This window comes from Corallococcus sp. CA047B (assembly GCF_003612065.1).
GTDB lineage: Bacteria > Myxococcota > Myxococcia > Myxococcales > Myxococcaceae > Corallococcus > Corallococcus praedator.
Genome location: NZ_RAWD01000225.1, coordinates 1 through 16338 on the forward strand (window position 1 = coordinate 1; position 16338 = coordinate 16338).

The window sequence follows — 16338 nt, forward strand, 5'->3', positions numbered from 1 at the left end:
AGCGGGGCGGGGGGCGGATGCTGAGCGTGGGCTCGAAGCTCGTCTTCTTCTACGCCATGCACGACGGCTTCGAACCCACGCGCCTGCGGGTGCGCGACGCGGCCGACCCGGTGGACACCTGGGGGCCTTCGCGGGAGGCGTTCTCCGACGGCATCTACCATGGCGCGGCGCTGAGCGCGGCGGAGGACGGCCAGGGCGGCATCCACCTGGTCTACAAGGATGAGACGGAGCGTCTGTATTACCGCCGCTTCGACGGGACGTCCTTCGGGCCGCGCACGCTGGTGGAGAACACGCCGGACTGGGCGTTGCAACCCGCGGTCACCCGGGTGGGGAGCGCGCTGTATGTCTTCTACAATCACATGCAGTCCGCCGCGGACTACGAGCTGCGGGTCCGGGTGCTGCGCGACGGGACGTTCAGCGACCCGGTGACGCTGGACTCGCGCACGAGCTTCAAGGGCTACCTCTCCGCGCTGGACGTGCTGCCGGACAGCGTCACGGAGGTGCCGTGCTTCTACGGGGACTCGCCGGATGCGAACTCCAGCGCGAAGGTGATGCGCGTGGCGGTGCCGCGCCAGCCGGAAGGGGGCGGCACCGGACAGGACGCAGGGACGCCGGATGGCGGCGTGGGGACTCCGGATGGCGGGGGCACGTCGGATGGCGGAAGCGCGCCGGATGGTGGCGTGGGGACTCCGGATGGCGGGAGCACGACGGACGGCGGCACGGGGACGGATGCCGGGGGCACGTCGGATGGCGGCACGGCGCCGGATGATGGCGGGGTGCCGGGGCCGGTGACGCTGGAGCCGGTGTTCACGAACACGACGCACGACGTGCTGGCCGTGGACGGCGCGGGCACCGTGTACGCGCTGGTGCTGGACGGCGGCCGTTCCCGGTTGTGGGCGAGCACGGACGGCGGTCGCACGTTCAGCGCGCGGGGCCAGGGCGTGGGCGGCGCGTCCTTCTGGGTGATGGCGGCGCTGAAGGACGGGACGTTGCTGGCGCAGATGAGCCGGGGTGGCAGCTACCACCTGGAGCGCTCCACGGATGGCGGGTGGACGTGGACGGACGCGGTGGCGCTGGGGACCTACCGCGCGGCGTCCCCGGCGAGCTTCGCGGAGCTGGGCAGCACGGTGTTCTTCCTGGAGTACCAGACGGTGACGTCCGGGAGCACGCCCGTGCGGCTGTGGGCGAGCACGGACGGCGGGGCGACGTGGGCGGTGCGCTTCACGTTCCAGGCGTCACGCCACGGCCTGGCGCTGGTCGCGGATCCGGTGCGCGGCGTGCTGTGGGCCACGTTCGGAAGCAGCTCGGCGCAGGCGGCGGTGATGCGCTCCACGGACGGCGGGCGCACCTGGTCGAAGGTGATGGGCGGCTACGGCTCCAACGCGATGGCCGGGACGGTGCTGTCCGGAGGAGAGCTGCTGCTGGCGCAGTCCACGCTGTACGAGCCGGAGCACCCGAAGCTGCTGCGGGTGTACGCCAGTGCGCGGGTGGACGCGCTGCTGACGCTGCCGGGGCCGGCCTACTCCCTGAAGGGGTTGCCAGGAGGGGGCCAGGTGCTGGGGACGGGAAGGGCGAGCGTTGGAGACGTGCAGTCTGACGCGGACGTGTACGCGCGGCTCTTCACCAGCGCGGACGGCACGACGTGGCGCGAGGCGCGGCGCTACGAGCGGGACTCAAGCACGGACCTGGCCCGCGCGGACGTGTGGGGCGTACTGGCCTCCGGCGACCTGGTGGTGCGGGCGGAGAACCTGAAGGGCTTCGGCGCGGGAGGAAAGGGCTTCCAGGTCCTGCGGGTGAAGCGCTGACGCCCGGCGCTCCACCGTGACCCGGACCGGACTTCGACAGGGACGAAGTCCGGCCCGGTGGCCGCCCCGGCTACTGGGGCCAGAACGGGTAGTGGGTCACCTGCCGGCCCCGGCCCACGACCCAGATGTCCGCCGGACTGGTGCCCGCGATGCCCTGCTTGGGGTTGCTCGCCGTCGAGGTGTCCCAGACGGAGCCGTCGTAGCGGAGCACCGTGCCCCCGAGCGTGCTGATGAAGATGGCGTTCTTTCCGAAGGCCAGGACGCCCGTGTAGCTGCCGGCGGGCGCCCCCGAGCTGTCGATGGACCACTCGGTGCCATTCCATTGCAGCAACTGGCCCGAGTCACTCACCGCATAGGCAAGCTTCGCGTTGACGACATGGACGGCCGTCAGCGCGGTGGCGGCGTTCGGGACGCTCGTGTCCTTCACCCAATCCGCTGGAGGCGGCTGGTTGCCCGTGTAGCGAAGGACCGCGCCCTTGCCATCGTTTTCCACGCCCACGGCGAAGAGGGTGCTCTCGGAGATGCCGTGCACGGCGGACAGGACCAGGTTGTTGCGGCCCTGCGCATTCACGGTGCTGCCTCCGCCATTCCACTGGAAGGTCACGCCATGAGTCGTCGCCCCCTGCTTCCCCGTCCCGAAGAGCTTCACGCCCCCGCCGTTGGTGGCGAAGCCCTTCAGGCCCGTGGTGGTCGTGGTGTTGGGCGTCACGGGGGTCCTGGGCGTGCAGTCCGTGCTGGTCGGTGTCTGGACGATGAGCTGACCCTCATCCCTGCCGATATAGGCGGTGTCGGTGGAGGGATCCGCCCAGACACTGGGGAGGATTTGAGGTGTCGAGCCATCCGTGCAGGCTCCGTCAAGGACCTTGAAGGCGTTGAGCGTGGGGACCTTGACCGCCCGGCCCGAGCCGGTGCCGACAATCCAGACGCCACCGTTTCCGTAAAGGGAGACGCCCAGCCAGTCGCGGCTTGGATCCGTTCCGACATCCTGGGTGGCCCAGGTGGGCCCTCCGGCGGGACAGACCCCGGCCTCGGTTGTCATCGGGTTGCAGTCGTTGTCCTGGCTGTCACACAGCTCGGGCGCGCCCTCGTGGATGAAGGGGTTGCCATCATCGCAGTCACCCGCCTGGGGCGCGTAGTCGGCATCCGGCCGGATGCAGGACACGATGGCCTGCGCCTCATCGCTGCCGTGGTTGTCCAGGTCTTCATCCCGGGACCAGTTGGAAGGCGCGACCGTTCCCATGCAGAACGTGCCGCCATCCACCTTGCCCTCGGTGCGGCCCGTGCAGGCCACGAGCCCCACGCAATGCGTGTCGGGCGTCTGGCAGGTGCCCGTCAGGATGTCCGTGGTGCCGTCGCAGTTGTTGTCCACCCCGTCGCACGTCTCCGCCTCCAGGGGATTGACCTTCTTGTTCCCGTCGTCGCAGTCGTCATGCCGCGCGTTGAACGGCACGAAGCCCGCGTCGGGCACGGTGTTCGGGGCGCAGAACGGGGTGGGCTCCACGCCCGCCTTGCCCACCTTGTCGTCGTCCCCATCCACCCAGGCCAGCGTCGGGGTGGGCGCGTTGCAGGTGGTCCCGACCTTGTTGAACGCGCACTCGAGCTTCCCCGTGCAGCCCCCATCCTGCGTGCAGGCGACCCCCAGCCCGAAGAACGTCTGGTCATCGTCGCCGCTGCAGTCATCGTCCCGGTCGTTGCACCGCTCGGTGGCGCCCGGGTGGACGGAGGCCCCCGTCTCCCGGTCGTCATCGCAGTCCGTGCCGCCCGTTCCGTCCGCGTTCTTGAGGATGTAGCCATCCCCATCCTGGTCGGCGGCGCTCAGCGCCAGCTTGAGCTCCGGGGGATTGCCCTTCGCCGCCTCGCCCCGGACGATGGTGACCGGTCCTTCCCCGGACGCGACGACCTTCCCCGTGCAGTCCTGGTCCGTCACGAAGGGCGCCTCGAACGCCTCCGCCTTGAGCGTGAGCCCGGTGCCCCAGTCCTCCGGCAGGACGACGCCCACCAGCACGCTGCCGCCGACGGAAGGCGCGCCCTTGCCCGCCAGCGCCGTGGACCGGGTCTCCTGGCTGGCGTCATCCCGGGCCGTCACCCGGAGGCAGCCCGGCACGAAGCCCGTGGACGTGACGGTGACCTTCACCCCGTCCTGGGGGTCCTTACAGCCCGCGAGGGCGAACAAGGGCAGCAGCAGAAGAAGGTGTCGCATGACGCCAACCCTACCGGTCCTTCACCCCGCGTGTGAGCCCCTGTCTTGCTTTCCGGGTCGCCAGGAAACGAACGGGGCGCCGGGGCCTGCCTCAGCGCGCCTCCGGGAAGTCCGAGTGCACCACCTCCAGCCGGGCATCGGCCGCCATGCTCGCGGGCGTCACCAGCTCCAGGTCCACGGGAATCGCGCCCCGGTAGCGCTCGGAGATCTCCCGCTTCAGGCCCGCCACATCCAGCGTGCCCAGCTTCTCCATCTTCCCGTACTCCACCCCCGCGCCCGCCGCGTACGCCTTGCGCACCAGCTCCGAGCAGTACATCGCCTCATCCCCCCACCCGAAGAGCGCGTCGTACGGCTTGCCCAGATGTCGCTTCGCCTCCGCCACCACGCGCTCCTTCGCCGCGGCCTCCACGCCCGTGGGCCGCAACACCAGCAGCCGCCCCTTCACCCCGCGCGCCTTCCATTGGCCGAACGGGGTGCGCTTCACCGGCTGCACCGCCTCCACCACGAACGCCCCCTCTGGCGTCACCTCCACCAGCCCCACGTGCGACAGCGGGCTGTGCGTCGCCACCTGGATGGCTTTGGACTGCCGCGATCCAGAGGTCTGGAACACCACGTCCCCGGTCCGCACCTTCGCCTCCACCCCCGTGCCCTCAGCGGTGTGTGGCGCCGCCTCCACACCGCGGGCGCCCAACCACAGCACCCCGCCCATCCCGGTGATGCCTACCCACAGTGCCTTGCCTCTCAATGCCATCCGCCCAGTCCTTTCAGGGGTTTGCCTTCGCCTGTAAGGCTGCTGTGCAGACATGGTGCCATTGCTCTCAGCAGGCTCCTGGCGCCTTCCCAGGCCCCTGGTCAATGACGACCCTGGGTCAGAGTGTGGTAAACCTGGGGAACCAATTTATTTCAGTGATTCAGGAATTATGTGCAATGGCGTAAGAGTTCAGGCAAGGTGGCGGAAGTCGTGAACCGGGGGCCCGGAGCTGGGGCCGCCGGAGGAGGGGGGAAACCGGAGGATTCTGCCGTGACCGCGTCGAGCGCCCCCATCCGTTGCCTGCTCTACCCCTCGTTGGGGGAGATCCGGGAGCATGTCCGCGTGGAGTTGTTCGCGCGGGCCCTGTCGGAACGGCTGGGTCGGCCGGTGGTGATGTCCATGTCTCCGACCTATGAGGCATTGGAGGCGGAGCTGGTGGCGGGCCGCGTGGACATGGCGTGGGGAACCGCCGAGCAGTGCAATGCCTTTGAGCCGCAGGCCCGGGCGGTGCTTCGCGCGGTGCGTTCAGGCAGCTGGCACTACCATTCCGCGCTGGTGTGTCGCGCGGACGCGCCGCTCACGCTGGAGACGCTCCAGGGCAAGCGCGTGGCCTGGGTGGCGCCGCGCTCCACCGGAGGACACCTGCTGCCCGTGCGCTACCTGGAGTCGCTGGGGCTCCGCCCGGACGCGCTCTTCTCCGAACAGCGCTTCCTGGGCACCTACCGCAAGGCATTGGACGCGGTGCTGCGCGGCGAGTCGGACGTGGCCGCCATCTTCTCCAACCACACCGACGCGCACGCCATGCGCGCCACGCTGACGTCGTACCTGGGCGCGGACGCGCCCCAGCTCACGCCCTTTCTCTTCACCACCTCCACGCTCGCCGACGGCCTCATCCTCACCAGGCGCCTGTCGGACGCGGACTCGGAGCTGCTGCTCTCCGTCCTCACCCGGATGAACACCGACGGCGCGGGCCTGGAGATGCTCATGGGCCCCTTCCGGGTGGAGGGCTTCATCCGCTCCCCGGGCCCGGGCGCGCCGGTGTCCAGCCCCCGCCCCTCGCAGGGCGCGGAGTACGTGACGGGCGAACTGGATGCGGAGGGGCGCTGTCTGCACCTGTGGTCCCCGTCGGGCCGCGTCTTCGGCCGCGACGTGCGCAGCGCCGGGGGCCGCAGGCTGGACGAGGTCCTGGGCGCCGAGGCGAGCGAGCCCCTCATGTCCCTGGTCCGCGCCGTGCTGCGCGGCGGCTCCGACGGGCGGCTGGAGTACCGGCTCACCGTGGGCGGCGAGGAGCGCGTCTACGCGGCGGAGATCACCCCCTGTGCTCCGGCTCCGGGGGACATCGGCGTCCGCCTGGGCCTGCTGGCGCGCGACGTCACCGGGCTGCGCTCGCTGGAGGAGCCCCTGTACCGGCTGGCGTCCTTCCCGCTGCTGCACCCGGAGCCGCTGCTGGAGTTGGGCATGGACGGGGAGCTGCGGTACGCGAACCCCGCGACGCACGTGGCATTCCAGGACCTGGTGGAGCGCGGCGCGCAGCACCCCCTGGTGCACGCGGCGCTCACCTGGGCCTGGCGGGGGGCGCCCCCGAACGAGCCCATGCCCACGGTGCACCTGGATGGCCGCTACTGGGAGCTCACCGTCACGCAGCTCTGGGATCCGCCGGGCCTGCGTGTGTTCGCGCGCGACGTGACGCTGCGAAAGCAGCTGGAGGCGAAGCTGTTCCAGGCGGACCGGCTGTCCGCGCTCGGGTCGCTCGCGGCGGCGGTGGGCCATGAGATGAACAACCCGCTGGCCTTCGTGCTGGCGAACCTCTCCTTCATCCGGGAGGAGTTGGACCGGCTCAAGCAGCCGATGCTCGCCGGACAGGCCGTGCCGCGCGCCGACCTGGACGACGTCCTGGAGGCGCTGGGCGAGACGGTGGAGGGCGCCACCCGGCTCAAGCACATCGTGCAGGACCTGCGCACGCTGTCGCGCAAGCCGCCCGAGCACCGCGCCCGCGTGGCCGTGCAGCCGGTGCTGGAGAACGCGCTCAAGCTGTTGCGCGGAGAGCTGCAACACCGCGCGCGGCTGGAGCGCGACTTCCACGACCTGCCCACGGTGGACGGGGACGAGGCGCGCCTCACCCAGTTGTTCCTCAACCTGCTGCTCAACGCCGTGCAGGCCATGGATCCGCAGGACGCGGAGCGCAACGTGCTGCGCGTCGCGGCCTACACCAGCGAGGACGGCGCGGCGGTGGTGGAGGTCCAGGACACGGGCAAGGGCCTGCCCCCGGACGTGCTCGCGCGCATCTTCGAGCCGTTCGTCGCCGCGGGCCCCAGCAGCACCGGCCTGGGCCTGTCGGTGAGCCACACCATCGTCACCGACCTGGGCGGCACGCTGCGCGCGGAGAGCCGCGAGGGGCGGGGCACGCTGCTCACCGTCACGCTGCCCGCCGCCGTGCCGGTGGCGGATCCGCAGTCGCTGCGCGCCTGCTAGCGCGCGCCCAGGAGGATCTCCAGGCGGGACGTGTAGTGGCCGCCCGCGCTCTCGAACAGCACCAGCCGGTCCACGAGTCCCTGGCCCCAGGACTCCTGGCCGAGGATGCGCGCGCACGCCGCCAGCGCCGGGTCCCCGTGCGGCCGCTTCGAGCGGGCCAGGGTCAGGTGCGCGGTGTACTCCCGGTGTTCGGAGGCGAAGCCCAGGGGGGCCAGCGCCAAGGCCACGTCCGCCTGGAGCGCCTTCAGCGCGGAGAGGGCCCCGCGCACGTCGGCCCAGAGCACGCTCGGGTGGGTCGGCGCGCCAAACGTCCCGCCGCCTTCCACCGACAGCACGAACGGCGCGTGGCGCGGGCCCACCGGCTCCAGCGCGTCGTGGAGCAGGGACACGCAGGAGGGGTCCACGTCCCCCAGGAACAGCAGCGTCAGGTGCACGCCCTCCGGCTTCACCCACTTCGCCTCCGGGGCGTGGGCGCGCAGGCGCTCGATGCCCCGTTCGGCCTCGGCGGTGAGGGTGTCCCCCAGGGTCACGGCGGTGAACAGGCGCATCGCGGCGGTCCTCCTTCCGACGGCATTGCGCTCAGGGGGCGCGCGCCCGCCGGACCGGCCACAGCGCATAGGCCCAGGCAGGCAGGAAGACGAGCAGCTCCACGAGGCTCACGTACAGCCCCCGCGCGGAAAGCATCCCCGCGCCAATGGGAGACACCGGCAGCGGGCGCACCGGGGCGAAGACGCGCGCGTGGGAGAAGGGCCAGTAGAGCGCCGCGCCCAGCCCTCCGTCGGTGAGCGCGTCCAGGATGCCGTGGCTGCCCACCGCGATGAGTGTCAGCAGACCCCAGCGCGTGCCGGACTCCCCCTTCCACCGGGCCAGCCCCGCCACCGCGAGCGCCACCAGCCCCGCGAACACGAACGAGTGCGACGCACCGCGGTGTCCCCAGGGCGCCGCGTAGGGGATGCGCAGCGCGAACGCCACCACGTCCGCGTCCGGCAGGAGGGCGAGCAGGGACATGAATCCCATCACCGCCACCCGCCGCCGCCAGGGGGCTGCCCCTGCCTCGAAGCGCCCCAGCGCCATGCCCACCGCTACGTGCCCGATGCTCGCCATGGGGCCGGACCCTAACGCAGCCGGCGACGTCTGGAGACAGAACCATCCGTGGAGTAGGTTTCGTGAAACATGCTGTCACTGTTCTACCGCTCCCGAGTCGAAACCGCCCTGAAGAGCCGCCTGGATGAGTGGCGGGCCGACGTGGGGTCCTGGCTCAACGTGATGCGCGTCGGCGCGACGGGGGCGTGGCTGCTCCTGGCCATCCTGGATGACTGGCGCGTGTCGCGCCCGGTGCTGGGTTGCTACATCGGGCTGGCGGCGCTGTTGTGGGCGGTCGCGCGCCGGGTGCCGTGGGTGCTGAAGCGGCCCGCGCTGGGCGTGGCGCTCATCGACATGCCGCTCATCTACTTCCTGCAGAGCCAGGCCATCCAGGTCTCCTCCAACGGCGTGCCCGCCGCGCTGCTGACCATGGGTGTGTACATGGTGCTGGTGGTCGTCGTGTCCATGGTGACGCTGTCGCGCCTGGTCGTCGTGGCGGCCACGCTGCTGGGCATCGCGGGGGCGGCGCTCCTGTCGCTGGGCGCGGGCCTGCAGGCCTCCCAGTTCCTGCCCGGCATGGTGCTGGTGATGGCGCTCGCGTCCGCGGTGGCCTTCTTCGTCAGCCGCACGGTGCTGGGGCTGGTGACGGACGTGGTGCGCGAGGAGATGCAGCGCGAGCGGCTGGGGCGCTTCTTCTCCCCGGAGGTCGCCCGGCGCATCTCCGAGAAGGGCACCGACGGCGAGGCCGGTGAGCACCGCGAGGTGACGCTGCTGTTCTCCGACATCCGCGGCTTCACCACGCTGTCGGACCGGATGGACAGCCCCCAGGTGGTGGCGCTGCTCAACGAATACCTGTCCCGCATGGTGGAGGTGGTGTTCCGCCACGGCGGCACGTTGGACAAGTTCCTGGGCGACGGCATCCTCGCGTACTTCGGCGCGCCGCTGGAGCAGCCCGGCCACCCGGCCGCCGCGGTGTCGTGCGCGCTGGCCATGCTGGAGGCGCTGGAGAAGCTCAACCAGGAGCGCGCCGCGCGGGGCGAAGGCATCCTCCACATCGGCGTGGGCGTGCACACCGGGCGCGTGGTGGTGGGCGCCGTGGGCAGCGAGCAGCGCCGCGAGTACACCGTCATTGGCGACGCGGTGAATCTGGCCAGCCGCATCGAGGGGCTCACGAAGAAGGTGGGCGCCCCGGTGCTCGTCTCCAACGCCACGCGCGAGCGCTGCGCGGAGACCTTCGACTTCGAGGCCGCCGCCCCGCTGCCCGTGCAGGGCAAGCCGGAGCCGGTGGCCACCTTCCTGCCCAAAAAGCGCGTCCTGCTCGCCGCGAGCTGAAACGAAACAGGGGCCGGGAGGAAAACCTCCCAGCCCCCGTGAAGTCGTTCCGGCCCGAGGCTTCAGTAAGCCTTGGCGAACACGATGCGGCCCGGGGACGGCTCGCCCGTCATCACGCACTTGCCCGGTTCCTGCTTGAGGTTGAAGGGCCGGCACCGGGTGGTGAGGCCCGTCTCCTCCTTGATGCGCGCCTCCACCTTGGCGTCGCCGTTCCAGTGCGCCAGCAGGAAGCCGTCATCCGCGCGCGCCTTCAGCTCCTCCAGGGAGTTGACCTCGTGGGTGTTGGCGTCGCGGAAGGCCTTCGCCTTCTGGAACAGGTCCTTCTGCATCTGGTCCAGCATCGCCTGGGCCTTGGCCACGGCCTCGTCCAGCGGCACGAACTCCTTCTGCTTCAGGTCGCGACGCACCATCACGCAGGAGTTCTTCGCCAGGTCCTTGGGGCCAATCTCGATGCGCACGCACGTGCCGATGAGCTCGTGCTCGTTGTACTTGAAGCCCGGGCCCTTGCTGTCGTCGTCGTCCACCACCACGCCCAGGCCCGCCTTGCGCAGGTCCGCGCCCAGGGCGTGCGCCTTCTCCAGCACCTGCGTCTTCTCCGCGTCCGTCGCCTTGCCGGCGATGGGGATGATGACCACGTGCGTGGCCGCCAGCTTCGGCGGCACGATGAGGCCCGAGTCATCCGAGTGCGTGAGGATGAGCCCGCCGATGAGGCGCGTGGACACGCCCCACGACGTCTGCCACACGAAGTGCTCGCGGCCGTCGCGGCCCTGGAACTTGGTCTCGAAGGCCTTGGCGAAGTTCTGGCCCAGGTTGTGGCTGGTGCCCGCCTGCAGCGCCTTCTTGTCCTGCATCATCGCCTCGATGCTGTACGTGCGCAGCGCGCCGGCGAACCGCTCCGACTCCGTCTTGCGCCCGGTCAGCACGGGCATCGCCATGTAGTCCTCGGCGAACTCGCGGTAGACCTCCAGCATCTGGAGGGTCATCTTCTCCGCGTCGTCCTCCGTCTCATGACAGGTGTGGCCTTCCTGCCAGAGGAACTCCGTGGTGCGCAGGAACAGACGGGTGCGCATCTCCCAGCGCATCACGTTGGCCCACTGGTTGATGAGCAGCGGCAGGTCGCGGTAGCTCTGCACCCACTTGGCGAAGCTGCGGTTGATGATGGTCTCCGACGTGGGCCGGATGACGTACGGCTCCTCCAGCTTCTGGCCGCCCGCGTGCGTGACGACGGCGAGCTGGGGGTTGAAGCCCTCGACGTGCTCCGCTTCCTTCTTGAGGTAGCTCTCCGGGATGAGGAGCGGGAAGTAGGCGTTCTTGACGCCCACCTGCTTGAACTTCGCGTCCAACGTCCGCTGGATGTTCTCCCACAGCGCATAGCCGTTGGGACGGATGACCATGCAGCCCTTCACGTCCGAGTAGTCAGCGAGCTTCGCCTTCTGGACCAGATCGACGTACCACTCGGAAAAGCCCTTCTCGCGGGGCGTGAGCTTGTCGGCCATGTGCTGGGAACCTTGCTAGGGGATGTAGAGAGGGGGTTGCCTACGCTGGGATGTTCCGGAAATCAACGCCGGACCGTGCCCGGACTCCTCCCGGAGACTTCGCCCATGCTTGAAGTCAGACCTGCCATGCCCATGACGCCTGACGCCGGCCTCCGGAAGCTCACCGACGACGTCCACGTCCTCGACGCGCCGTTCACCTTTCTGGGAATCGAGGTGGGCGGGCGCATGACGGTCCTCCGCCTGCCGGACGGCGGACTGTGGGTGCACTCGCCCGTCGCCTTCACCCCGGAGCGGCGGGCCGCGCTGGAGGCCCTGGGGCCGGTGCGCTTCCTCGTCGCCCCCAACCTCTACCACCACCTGCACCTGCCGGACTGGTCCGCCGCCTTCCCGGACGCGAAGGTGGTGGCCCCGCCGGGACTGCGCGCGAAGCAGCCCGCGCTGAGGATCGACCAGGAGCTGGGCGACGCGCCGGACGCGGGCTGGGCCTCCGTGGTGGACCAGGTGCACGTGCGCGGCATGCCCAAGCTGGGCGAGTTCCTCTTCTTCCACCGGCCGTCCCGCACGCTGCTCGTCACCGACCTGGTCTTCCACTACCAGCACGCGGACTCCTGGAAGCTGCGCCTGTACGCGCGGGTCGAACGCGTCTGGAAGCGCTTCGCGGCCCCCCTCCTCATCCGCGTGCTGACGAAGGACAGGCAGGCCGCGCGGGCCGCCCTCCAGCGCGCGCTCACGTGGGACGTGGAGCGCGTGGTGGTGTGCCACGGCGAGGTGCTGGAGCACGGTGGCCAGAAGGCCCTGCACGACGCCTTCGCCTGGCTGTAGGTCGCGGTGCGTCCTGCCCTGGTGGGTGATGCGGATGTCGCCTGCTGCACTCCACGCCGCACTGCGCTAGAAGGGGACCTCCTCGTCTTCCCTGATTTTCCCCCTCAGGAGGTTCGTCCCATGCGGTCCTTTCTTTCGTCTGTTGGCGCGGTCGTGGTGTGCCTTGTCGCGGGCTCCGCGTCCGCCAACTCCACCGGCATGCCCGGGCGCAGTGGCAAGCAGAGCGTGTCGTGCACGGCGTCCGGCTGCCACGGCGGCGGTGCCAGCGCCCCCACGGTGACGCTGGAGGGTCCGTCCGCGCTGACCGCGGGCCAGACGGGCAACTACTCGCTGGTCATCACCGGTGGCCCCGCCGTGAAGGCGGGCATGAACGTGGCGACGGATGGCGTGGCGGGCGCGACGCTCACCGCGGGCTCCGGCACGAAGCTGGTGAACGGGGAGCTGACGCACTCGCTGCCCAAGGCCTTCACCGGCCCCACCGCGCGCTTCGACTTCTCGCTGGTGGCGCCCGCGACCAACGGCACGCTGAAGGTGTTCGCGGCGGGCAACTCCGTGAATGGCGACACGCAGGCGACGGGTGACGCGCACGCCACCACCTCGCTGGACGTGGTCATCACGGGCGGCACGGACCCTGTCCCCGACGAGGGGAAGGACGAGGGCGGCTGCTCCGCGACCGCCGGTGGGCCGCTGCTGGGCGCGGTGTTCGCGGTGCTGGCCGCGCGCCGTCGCCGCCGCGCGAACTGAAGGGCGCGGTCCGCGTCGCGAAAGCTCGCACCCTGGGACCTGGATGCCCGGCCGCTTCCCGGCCGGGCCCGGTGGGGTGGGACGACAGCGCCAGGGCCTGCGACCTACCATCGCGCCCCTTGATGCGACCGAGCCCCCTCCTGACCCTGTTGCTCGTCGCGGGACCGCTGGCCTGTGCCACCGGTCCCGTGGTGCGTCCCACCCTCTCCTCGGGCGTCACGCCCGTCGCCGTGGCCCCGAAGGCCGCGCGCGACGCGGGCGCCCTGCGGGTGATGACCTTCAACATCCAGTCCGGCCTGCGCGGCCTCGCGCAGGTGGCGGACGTCATCCGCGCGGAGTCGCCGGACGTCGTCGCGCTGCAGGAGGTGGACGTGGGCTCCACCCGCGCGGGCGGGGAGGACCAGGTGGAGCGGCTGTCGGCGCTCACCGGCCTGAAGTACCGCGCGCACTTCGGCACCACGAAGCTGTACGGGGGCCACTACGGCATCGCGCTCTTGTCGCGCTACCCGATGGAGTCGCTGGCGCAGTACCCGCTGCCCACGCCCCGGGGCGCGGAGCCGCGCACGCTGGCGCACGCGGTGCTGGACGTGGACGGGCGCGAGGTGAGCGTCTACGCCACGCACCTCATCCGCCGTCCCTTCAACGGCGCGGCGCGCGTCCGCCAGAGCGTCTTCATCGCGAACCTGCTGGCGAAGGACGCGCGGCCCCGGTTGCTGATGGGGGATTTGAACGACGACCCGGATTCGCGTCCGGTGCGCCTCTTGCGCCGCCAGCTCCAGGACGTGGCGAAGGTCACCCACGCGGACGCGAAGGGCACCTACCCGATGCCGCTGTTCCTGGGCTCGCTGCGCATCGACTACGTGATGGCGTGCGGCGCGTTCACCCCGGTGTCCAGCCGCGTGCTGCACGTGGGCGCGTCCGACCACTACCCACTGGTGGCCGACCTGCGGCTTGCGCCCGCCGCCACGCCGAAGGTCGCCATCGAGGCGCCGGCGGCCCGGGACGCGGCGACGACCACCGCCGCGGCCGCCGCGCCCTGAGGTGTCCGGCGGGGCCCCGGCTCAGCCCGGCAGGGTGAAGCGGTAGAGGACCTCCAGGTCCCCCTTGCTGAAGCCCTTGAGGACCTCGTGGCGGATCTCCTTTCCGCCACTGAGGTACGCAAGCCCCCCGGCGGCGAAGCCCATCACGGCCAGCTCGAAGTAGACGTGCGGCCGGGGCACGCCGGTGATGCGCAGCTCGACGACGTTCTGGTGCAGCTGCGCGGTCAGCTCGCCCTCGGTGAAGTAGCCCTTCCAGATGCCGGGCGTGAACAGGGCGAAGCGGCGGAAGTCATCCTTGCCGAACATCGTCTTGAGCTGGCCCTGGCCCAGCGCGTACTCCGCCGACTTGATGCCGTATTGCCAGTAGGCCTTCGTGTCACCGGCATAGAAGCGCTGGGTGAACGCCTCGTTGAGCCGCAGGAAGGCATCCGCCGGGATGCGCGTCACCGGCATGATGGGCTGACCGAAGAGGGGGTCCCGCTTCGCCTGCTCCGCGAGGAACCCCTTCCACGCCGCCTCGCCGAACGACTGCACCGCCAGGGTCTGCCGAGCCAGGAACGCGACGCCTTTGACATCCATTTGTATGTCTCCCACGCCCCCCGGCCGCTCCGGGTTCGCTCCGGACCCCGGCCGGGTCATTTCCTATTGTGTCCCCGCTCCTGCCTCCGGGCGATACGCATCGCAACAATTCACCGGGTCGTCTGGACACCCTGCCCCGGGGCGGGGGAGAGACCTGTTCTCGCGGGCACACTGCCTTGCTGCCGGTGTATCCGGGCTTGCACACGGCTCCGTGTGTGGGGGACAGGTTTCTCCACGATGCGACCGCTTGCCCTCCTTCCCAGACCCGGCCACCTGCGCCGGGGCGTGCTCGTGGCCGCGGGCGTGCTGACAGGCGGCGTCTTCGGGCTGGCGTGGTGGGTGGACCGCTTTGGCCGGCGCGAGCAGGCGGGCCTGGCGGACGCGCTGGTGGTGCTGGGCGCGAGGGTGCTGCCGGGCGGCGTGCCGTCCGGTGCGCTGGTGGCGCGCGTGGAGCAGGCGGCGGCGCTGTACCACCGGGGCGTGGCGCCCTGGGTGCTCCTGTCCGGCGGCGTGGGGGTGCATCCGCCGTCCGAGGCGCGCGTGATGCTGGAGCTGGCGGTGGCGGCGGGCGTGCCCGCGTCGGCGTGCGTGCTGGAGGAGCAGAGCCACTCCACGGACGACAACGCGCGCTTCAGCGTGCGCGTGTTGCGGGAGCGTGGAGCGCGCCGGGTGGTGGTGGTCTCCGACCCGTACCACCTGCTGCGCGCGCGGCAGTGCTTCCGGCGCGAGGGCTGGGAGGTGGCCACGAGCCCCGCGCCCATCGCCGGGCGGATGCGCGCGTGGGACCGGTGCTACTGGACGGTGCGCGAGGCGTTCGCGCTGCTGCTGCGGCCCCACCTGCTGCTGGCGCGGGCGCCCGGCGGACGCGCGGGCTGGCCCGAGGCCTGACTCAAGTGCCCGAGGGGGCGTCCGGCGCGGGCTGGTCCAGCTTGAGCAGCACCTTCTCCATCACGCGGAAGAGGGCCTGACGGTCCTCGCGGTCGAGCATGCCCATCACCACGCCCATGGCGCGGTGCATGGAGCGGTCGAGCTTGGTGAACGTCTGGCGGCCCTTGTCGGTGAGGCGGCAGCGCACGACGCGCCGGTCGGTCTCACCGCGCTCGCGCTGCAGGTGGCCTTCGCGCTCCAGGCGGTCCACCACGCCGGTGACGGTCTTCTCGGTGACGCCCAGTCGCTTGGCCAGCTCGCCCATGGTGAGCGAACCGTCCAGGCCCAGCCACAGGAGCGCGTGCACCTGGGGCGGCGTGAACTGGAGCTGCTCACAGGTGCTGGCGATGGGGTCGCGAAGCGAGCGGCGACGCCCCAGCGAGAACATCAGCTCCTGCATGCGGTCGACATCCTCCGCGAGCAGCTCATCCTCCTCTTTATGGATATTCCGTGACACGGAGTATTCATTAGCGGCGAGGTGGGGGCGGGTCAACCTGTAGTCTCGGGCGTGAGCATTTGGATGGTGCGGGTGTTGTCGCTGAGAAGCCTTCTGGAGGTGCGTGGGATGCGACTTTCGTGGCTGGGGCTCCTGGTGGCGATGTGGGCGGGGAGCGTGCGGGCGGAGGCCGAGGTGTTGGTGTTCGCGGCGGCGAGCACCACGGATGCGCTCCAGGCGCTCGCCCCCGCGTTCCAGAGGGAGACGGGGCACCGCGTGCGGTTCGCCTTTGGTGCCTCGAGTGACCTGTCACGTCAGGTCGTGGCGGGTGCCCCAGCGGATGCCTTTGTCTCCGCGGACGAGGTGAAGCTGGACGCGTTGGAGCGCGCGGGACTGGTGCAGCCGGGGTCGCGGGTGGACCTCGTGTCCAACCGTCTGGTGGTCATCGTGCCAGCGGCTTCGAAGCTGGAGCTGGAGGACGCGGCGGGGTTGAAGGGACTGCGCCGGGTGGTGCTGGCGGAGCCGGCGGCGGTCCCCGCGGGGGTGTACGCGAAGGAGTGGCTGACGCGGGCGGGTGTGTGGAAGGACGTAGCGCCGAACGTCGTGCCGGTGGTGGATGTACGGGCCGTGCTGGCGGCGGTGGAGGCGGGG

15 protein-coding genes are annotated in these 16338 nt (G+C 70.9%); 8 read left to right on the forward strand and 7 right to left on the reverse strand.

What is annotated here, in order from left to right; translation table 11 throughout:
- A partial coding sequence (locus D7X74_RS28515; RefSeq protein WP_147446704.1) for a sialidase family protein occupies nt 1–1805 on the forward strand: 1805 nt, incomplete at its 5' end.
- Between the two features lie 70 nt (nt 1806–1875).
- On the opposite strand, the gene D7X74_RS28520 is transcribed toward D7X74_RS28515, so the two are convergent.
- The gene (locus D7X74_RS28520; protein WP_120536158.1) at nt 1876–4005 is read right to left on the reverse strand and encodes a putative metal-binding motif-containing protein; all 2130 of its coding nucleotides are present in this window, start codon (nt 4003–4005) and stop codon (nt 1876–1878) included.
- Between the two features lie 91 nt (nt 4006–4096).
- Complete coding sequence (locus tag D7X74_RS28525; protein WP_233595866.1) at nt 4097–4756, reverse strand: YiiX/YebB-like N1pC/P60 family cysteine hydrolase; 660 nt, start codon at nt 4754–4756, stop codon at nt 4097–4099.
- Between the two features lie 270 nt (nt 4757–5026).
- Between D7X74_RS28525 and D7X74_RS28530 the strand changes: the two genes are divergently transcribed.
- Nucleotides 5027–7228: a PhnD/SsuA/transferrin family substrate-binding protein gene (locus D7X74_RS28530; RefSeq protein WP_120536160.1), complete on the forward strand. Its 2202-nt coding sequence runs from the start codon at nt 5027–5029 to the stop codon at nt 7226–7228.
- Here the strand turns inward: D7X74_RS28530 and thpR are convergent.
- On the reverse strand, nt 7225–7776 hold the full coding sequence (gene thpR, locus D7X74_RS28535) for an RNA 2',3'-cyclic phosphodiesterase (protein WP_120536161.1): 552 nt from the start codon (nt 7774–7776) through the stop codon (nt 7225–7227). The two genes, D7X74_RS28530 and thpR, sit on opposite strands and share 4 nt — an antisense overlap.
- Nucleotides 7777–7807: 31 nt before the next feature.
- Nucleotides 7808–8332 carry a metal-dependent hydrolase gene (locus D7X74_RS28540; protein ID WP_120536162.1) on the reverse strand — a complete coding sequence of 175 codons (525 nt, stop codon included), beginning with the start codon at nt 8330–8332 and terminating at the stop codon, nt 7808–7810.
- 69 nt (nt 8333–8401) lie between these two features.
- Between D7X74_RS28540 and D7X74_RS28545 the strand changes: the two genes are divergently transcribed.
- Complete coding sequence (locus tag D7X74_RS28545; RefSeq protein WP_120536163.1) at nt 8402–9643, forward strand: adenylate/guanylate cyclase domain-containing protein; 1242 nt, start codon at nt 8402–8404, stop codon at nt 9641–9643.
- Nucleotides 9644–9705: 62 nt separating this feature from the next.
- Here D7X74_RS28545 and proS read toward each other — a convergent pair whose 3' ends face one another.
- Complete coding sequence (proS, locus tag D7X74_RS28550; RefSeq protein WP_120536164.1) at nt 9706–11139, reverse strand: proline--tRNA ligase; 1434 nt, start codon at nt 11137–11139, stop codon at nt 9706–9708.
- 126 nt (nt 11140–11265) lie between these two features.
- Here proS and D7X74_RS28555 point away from each other — a divergent pair, with 126 nt between their 5' ends.
- The 3 genes from D7X74_RS28555 to D7X74_RS28565 all read left to right on the forward strand — a co-directional run bounded on the left by D7X74_RS28555 (nt 11266) and on the right by D7X74_RS28565 (nt 13745).
- Complete coding sequence (locus D7X74_RS28555; protein WP_233595865.1) at nt 11266–11961, forward strand: DUF4336 domain-containing protein; 696 nt, start codon at nt 11266–11268, stop codon at nt 11959–11961.
- Between the two features lie 120 nt (nt 11962–12081).
- Nucleotides 12082–12705, forward strand: a complete 624-nt coding sequence (locus D7X74_RS28560) for an MXAN_6652 family MXYO-CTERM-anchored protein (RefSeq protein WP_120536165.1) — start codon at nt 12082–12084, stop codon at nt 12703–12705.
- Between the two features lie 122 nt (nt 12706–12827).
- Complete coding sequence (locus tag D7X74_RS28565) at nt 12828–13745, forward strand: endonuclease/exonuclease/phosphatase family protein (RefSeq protein ID WP_120536171.1); 918 nt, start codon at nt 12828–12830, stop codon at nt 13743–13745.
- Nucleotides 13746–13766: 21 nt separating this feature from the next.
- On the opposite strand, the gene D7X74_RS28570 is transcribed toward D7X74_RS28565, so the two are convergent.
- Nucleotides 13767–14324 carry a hypothetical protein gene (locus tag D7X74_RS28570; protein ID WP_120536166.1) on the reverse strand — a complete coding sequence of 186 codons (558 nt, stop codon included), beginning with the start codon at nt 14322–14324 and terminating at the stop codon, nt 13767–13769.
- A 237-nt stretch (nt 14325–14561) separates the two neighbouring features.
- Between D7X74_RS28570 and D7X74_RS28575 the strand changes: the two genes are divergently transcribed.
- Nucleotides 14562–15212: a YdcF family protein gene (locus D7X74_RS28575; RefSeq protein WP_120536167.1), complete on the forward strand. Its 651-nt coding sequence runs from the start codon at nt 14562–14564 to the stop codon at nt 15210–15212.
- 1 nt (nt 15213) lies between these two features.
- Here the strand turns inward: D7X74_RS28575 and D7X74_RS28580 are convergent, their stop codons facing one another.
- Nucleotides 15214–15708 (reverse strand): MarR family winged helix-turn-helix transcriptional regulator, encoded by a 495-nt coding sequence (locus D7X74_RS28580; RefSeq protein ID WP_120536168.1) that lies wholly within the window; start codon nt 15706–15708, stop codon nt 15214–15216.
- Nucleotides 15709–15816: 108 nt separating this feature from the next.
- Between D7X74_RS28580 and modA the strand changes: the two genes are divergently transcribed.
- A partial coding sequence (gene modA / locus D7X74_RS28585) for a molybdate ABC transporter substrate-binding protein (RefSeq protein WP_120536169.1) occupies nt 15817–16338 on the forward strand: 522 nt, incomplete at its 3' end.

Coding starts and splice junctions, on each gene's coding strand:
- D7X74_RS28545 (WP_120536163.1), top strand. CDS start 8,402: ATGCTGTCACTGTTCTACCGCTCCCGAGTCGAAACCGCCCTGAAGAGC.
- D7X74_RS28560 (WP_120536165.1), top strand. CDS start 12,082: ATGCGGTCCTTTCTTTCGTCTGTTGGCGCGGTCGTGGTGTGCCTTGTC.
- thpR (WP_120536161.1), bottom strand. CDS start 7,776: ATGCGCCTGTTCACCGCCGTGACCCTGGGGGACACCCTCACCGCCGAG.
- D7X74_RS28555 (WP_233595865.1), top strand. CDS start 11,266: ATGCCCATGACGCCTGACGCCGGCCTCCGGAAGCTCACCGACGACGTC.
- D7X74_RS28565 (WP_120536171.1), top strand. CDS start 12,828: ATGCGACCGAGCCCCCTCCTGACCCTGTTGCTCGTCGCGGGACCGCTG.
- D7X74_RS28540 (WP_120536162.1), bottom strand. CDS start 8,332: ATGGCGAGCATCGGGCACGTAGCGGTGGGCATGGCGCTGGGGCGCTTC.
- D7X74_RS28570 (WP_120536166.1), bottom strand. CDS start 14,324: ATGGATGTCAAAGGCGTCGCGTTCCTGGCTCGGCAGACCCTGGCGGTG.
- D7X74_RS28520 (WP_120536158.1), bottom strand. CDS start 4,005: ATGCGACACCTTCTTCTGCTGCTGCCCTTGTTCGCCCTCGCGGGCTGT.
- D7X74_RS28575 (WP_120536167.1), top strand. CDS start 14,562: ATGCGACCGCTTGCCCTCCTTCCCAGACCCGGCCACCTGCGCCGGGGC.
- D7X74_RS28525 (WP_233595866.1), bottom strand. CDS start 4,756: ATGGCATTGAGAGGCAAGGCACTGTGGGTAGGCATCACCGGGATGGGC.
- proS (WP_120536164.1), bottom strand. CDS start 11,139: ATGGCCGACAAGCTCACGCCCCGCGAGAAGGGCTTTTCCGAGTGGTAC.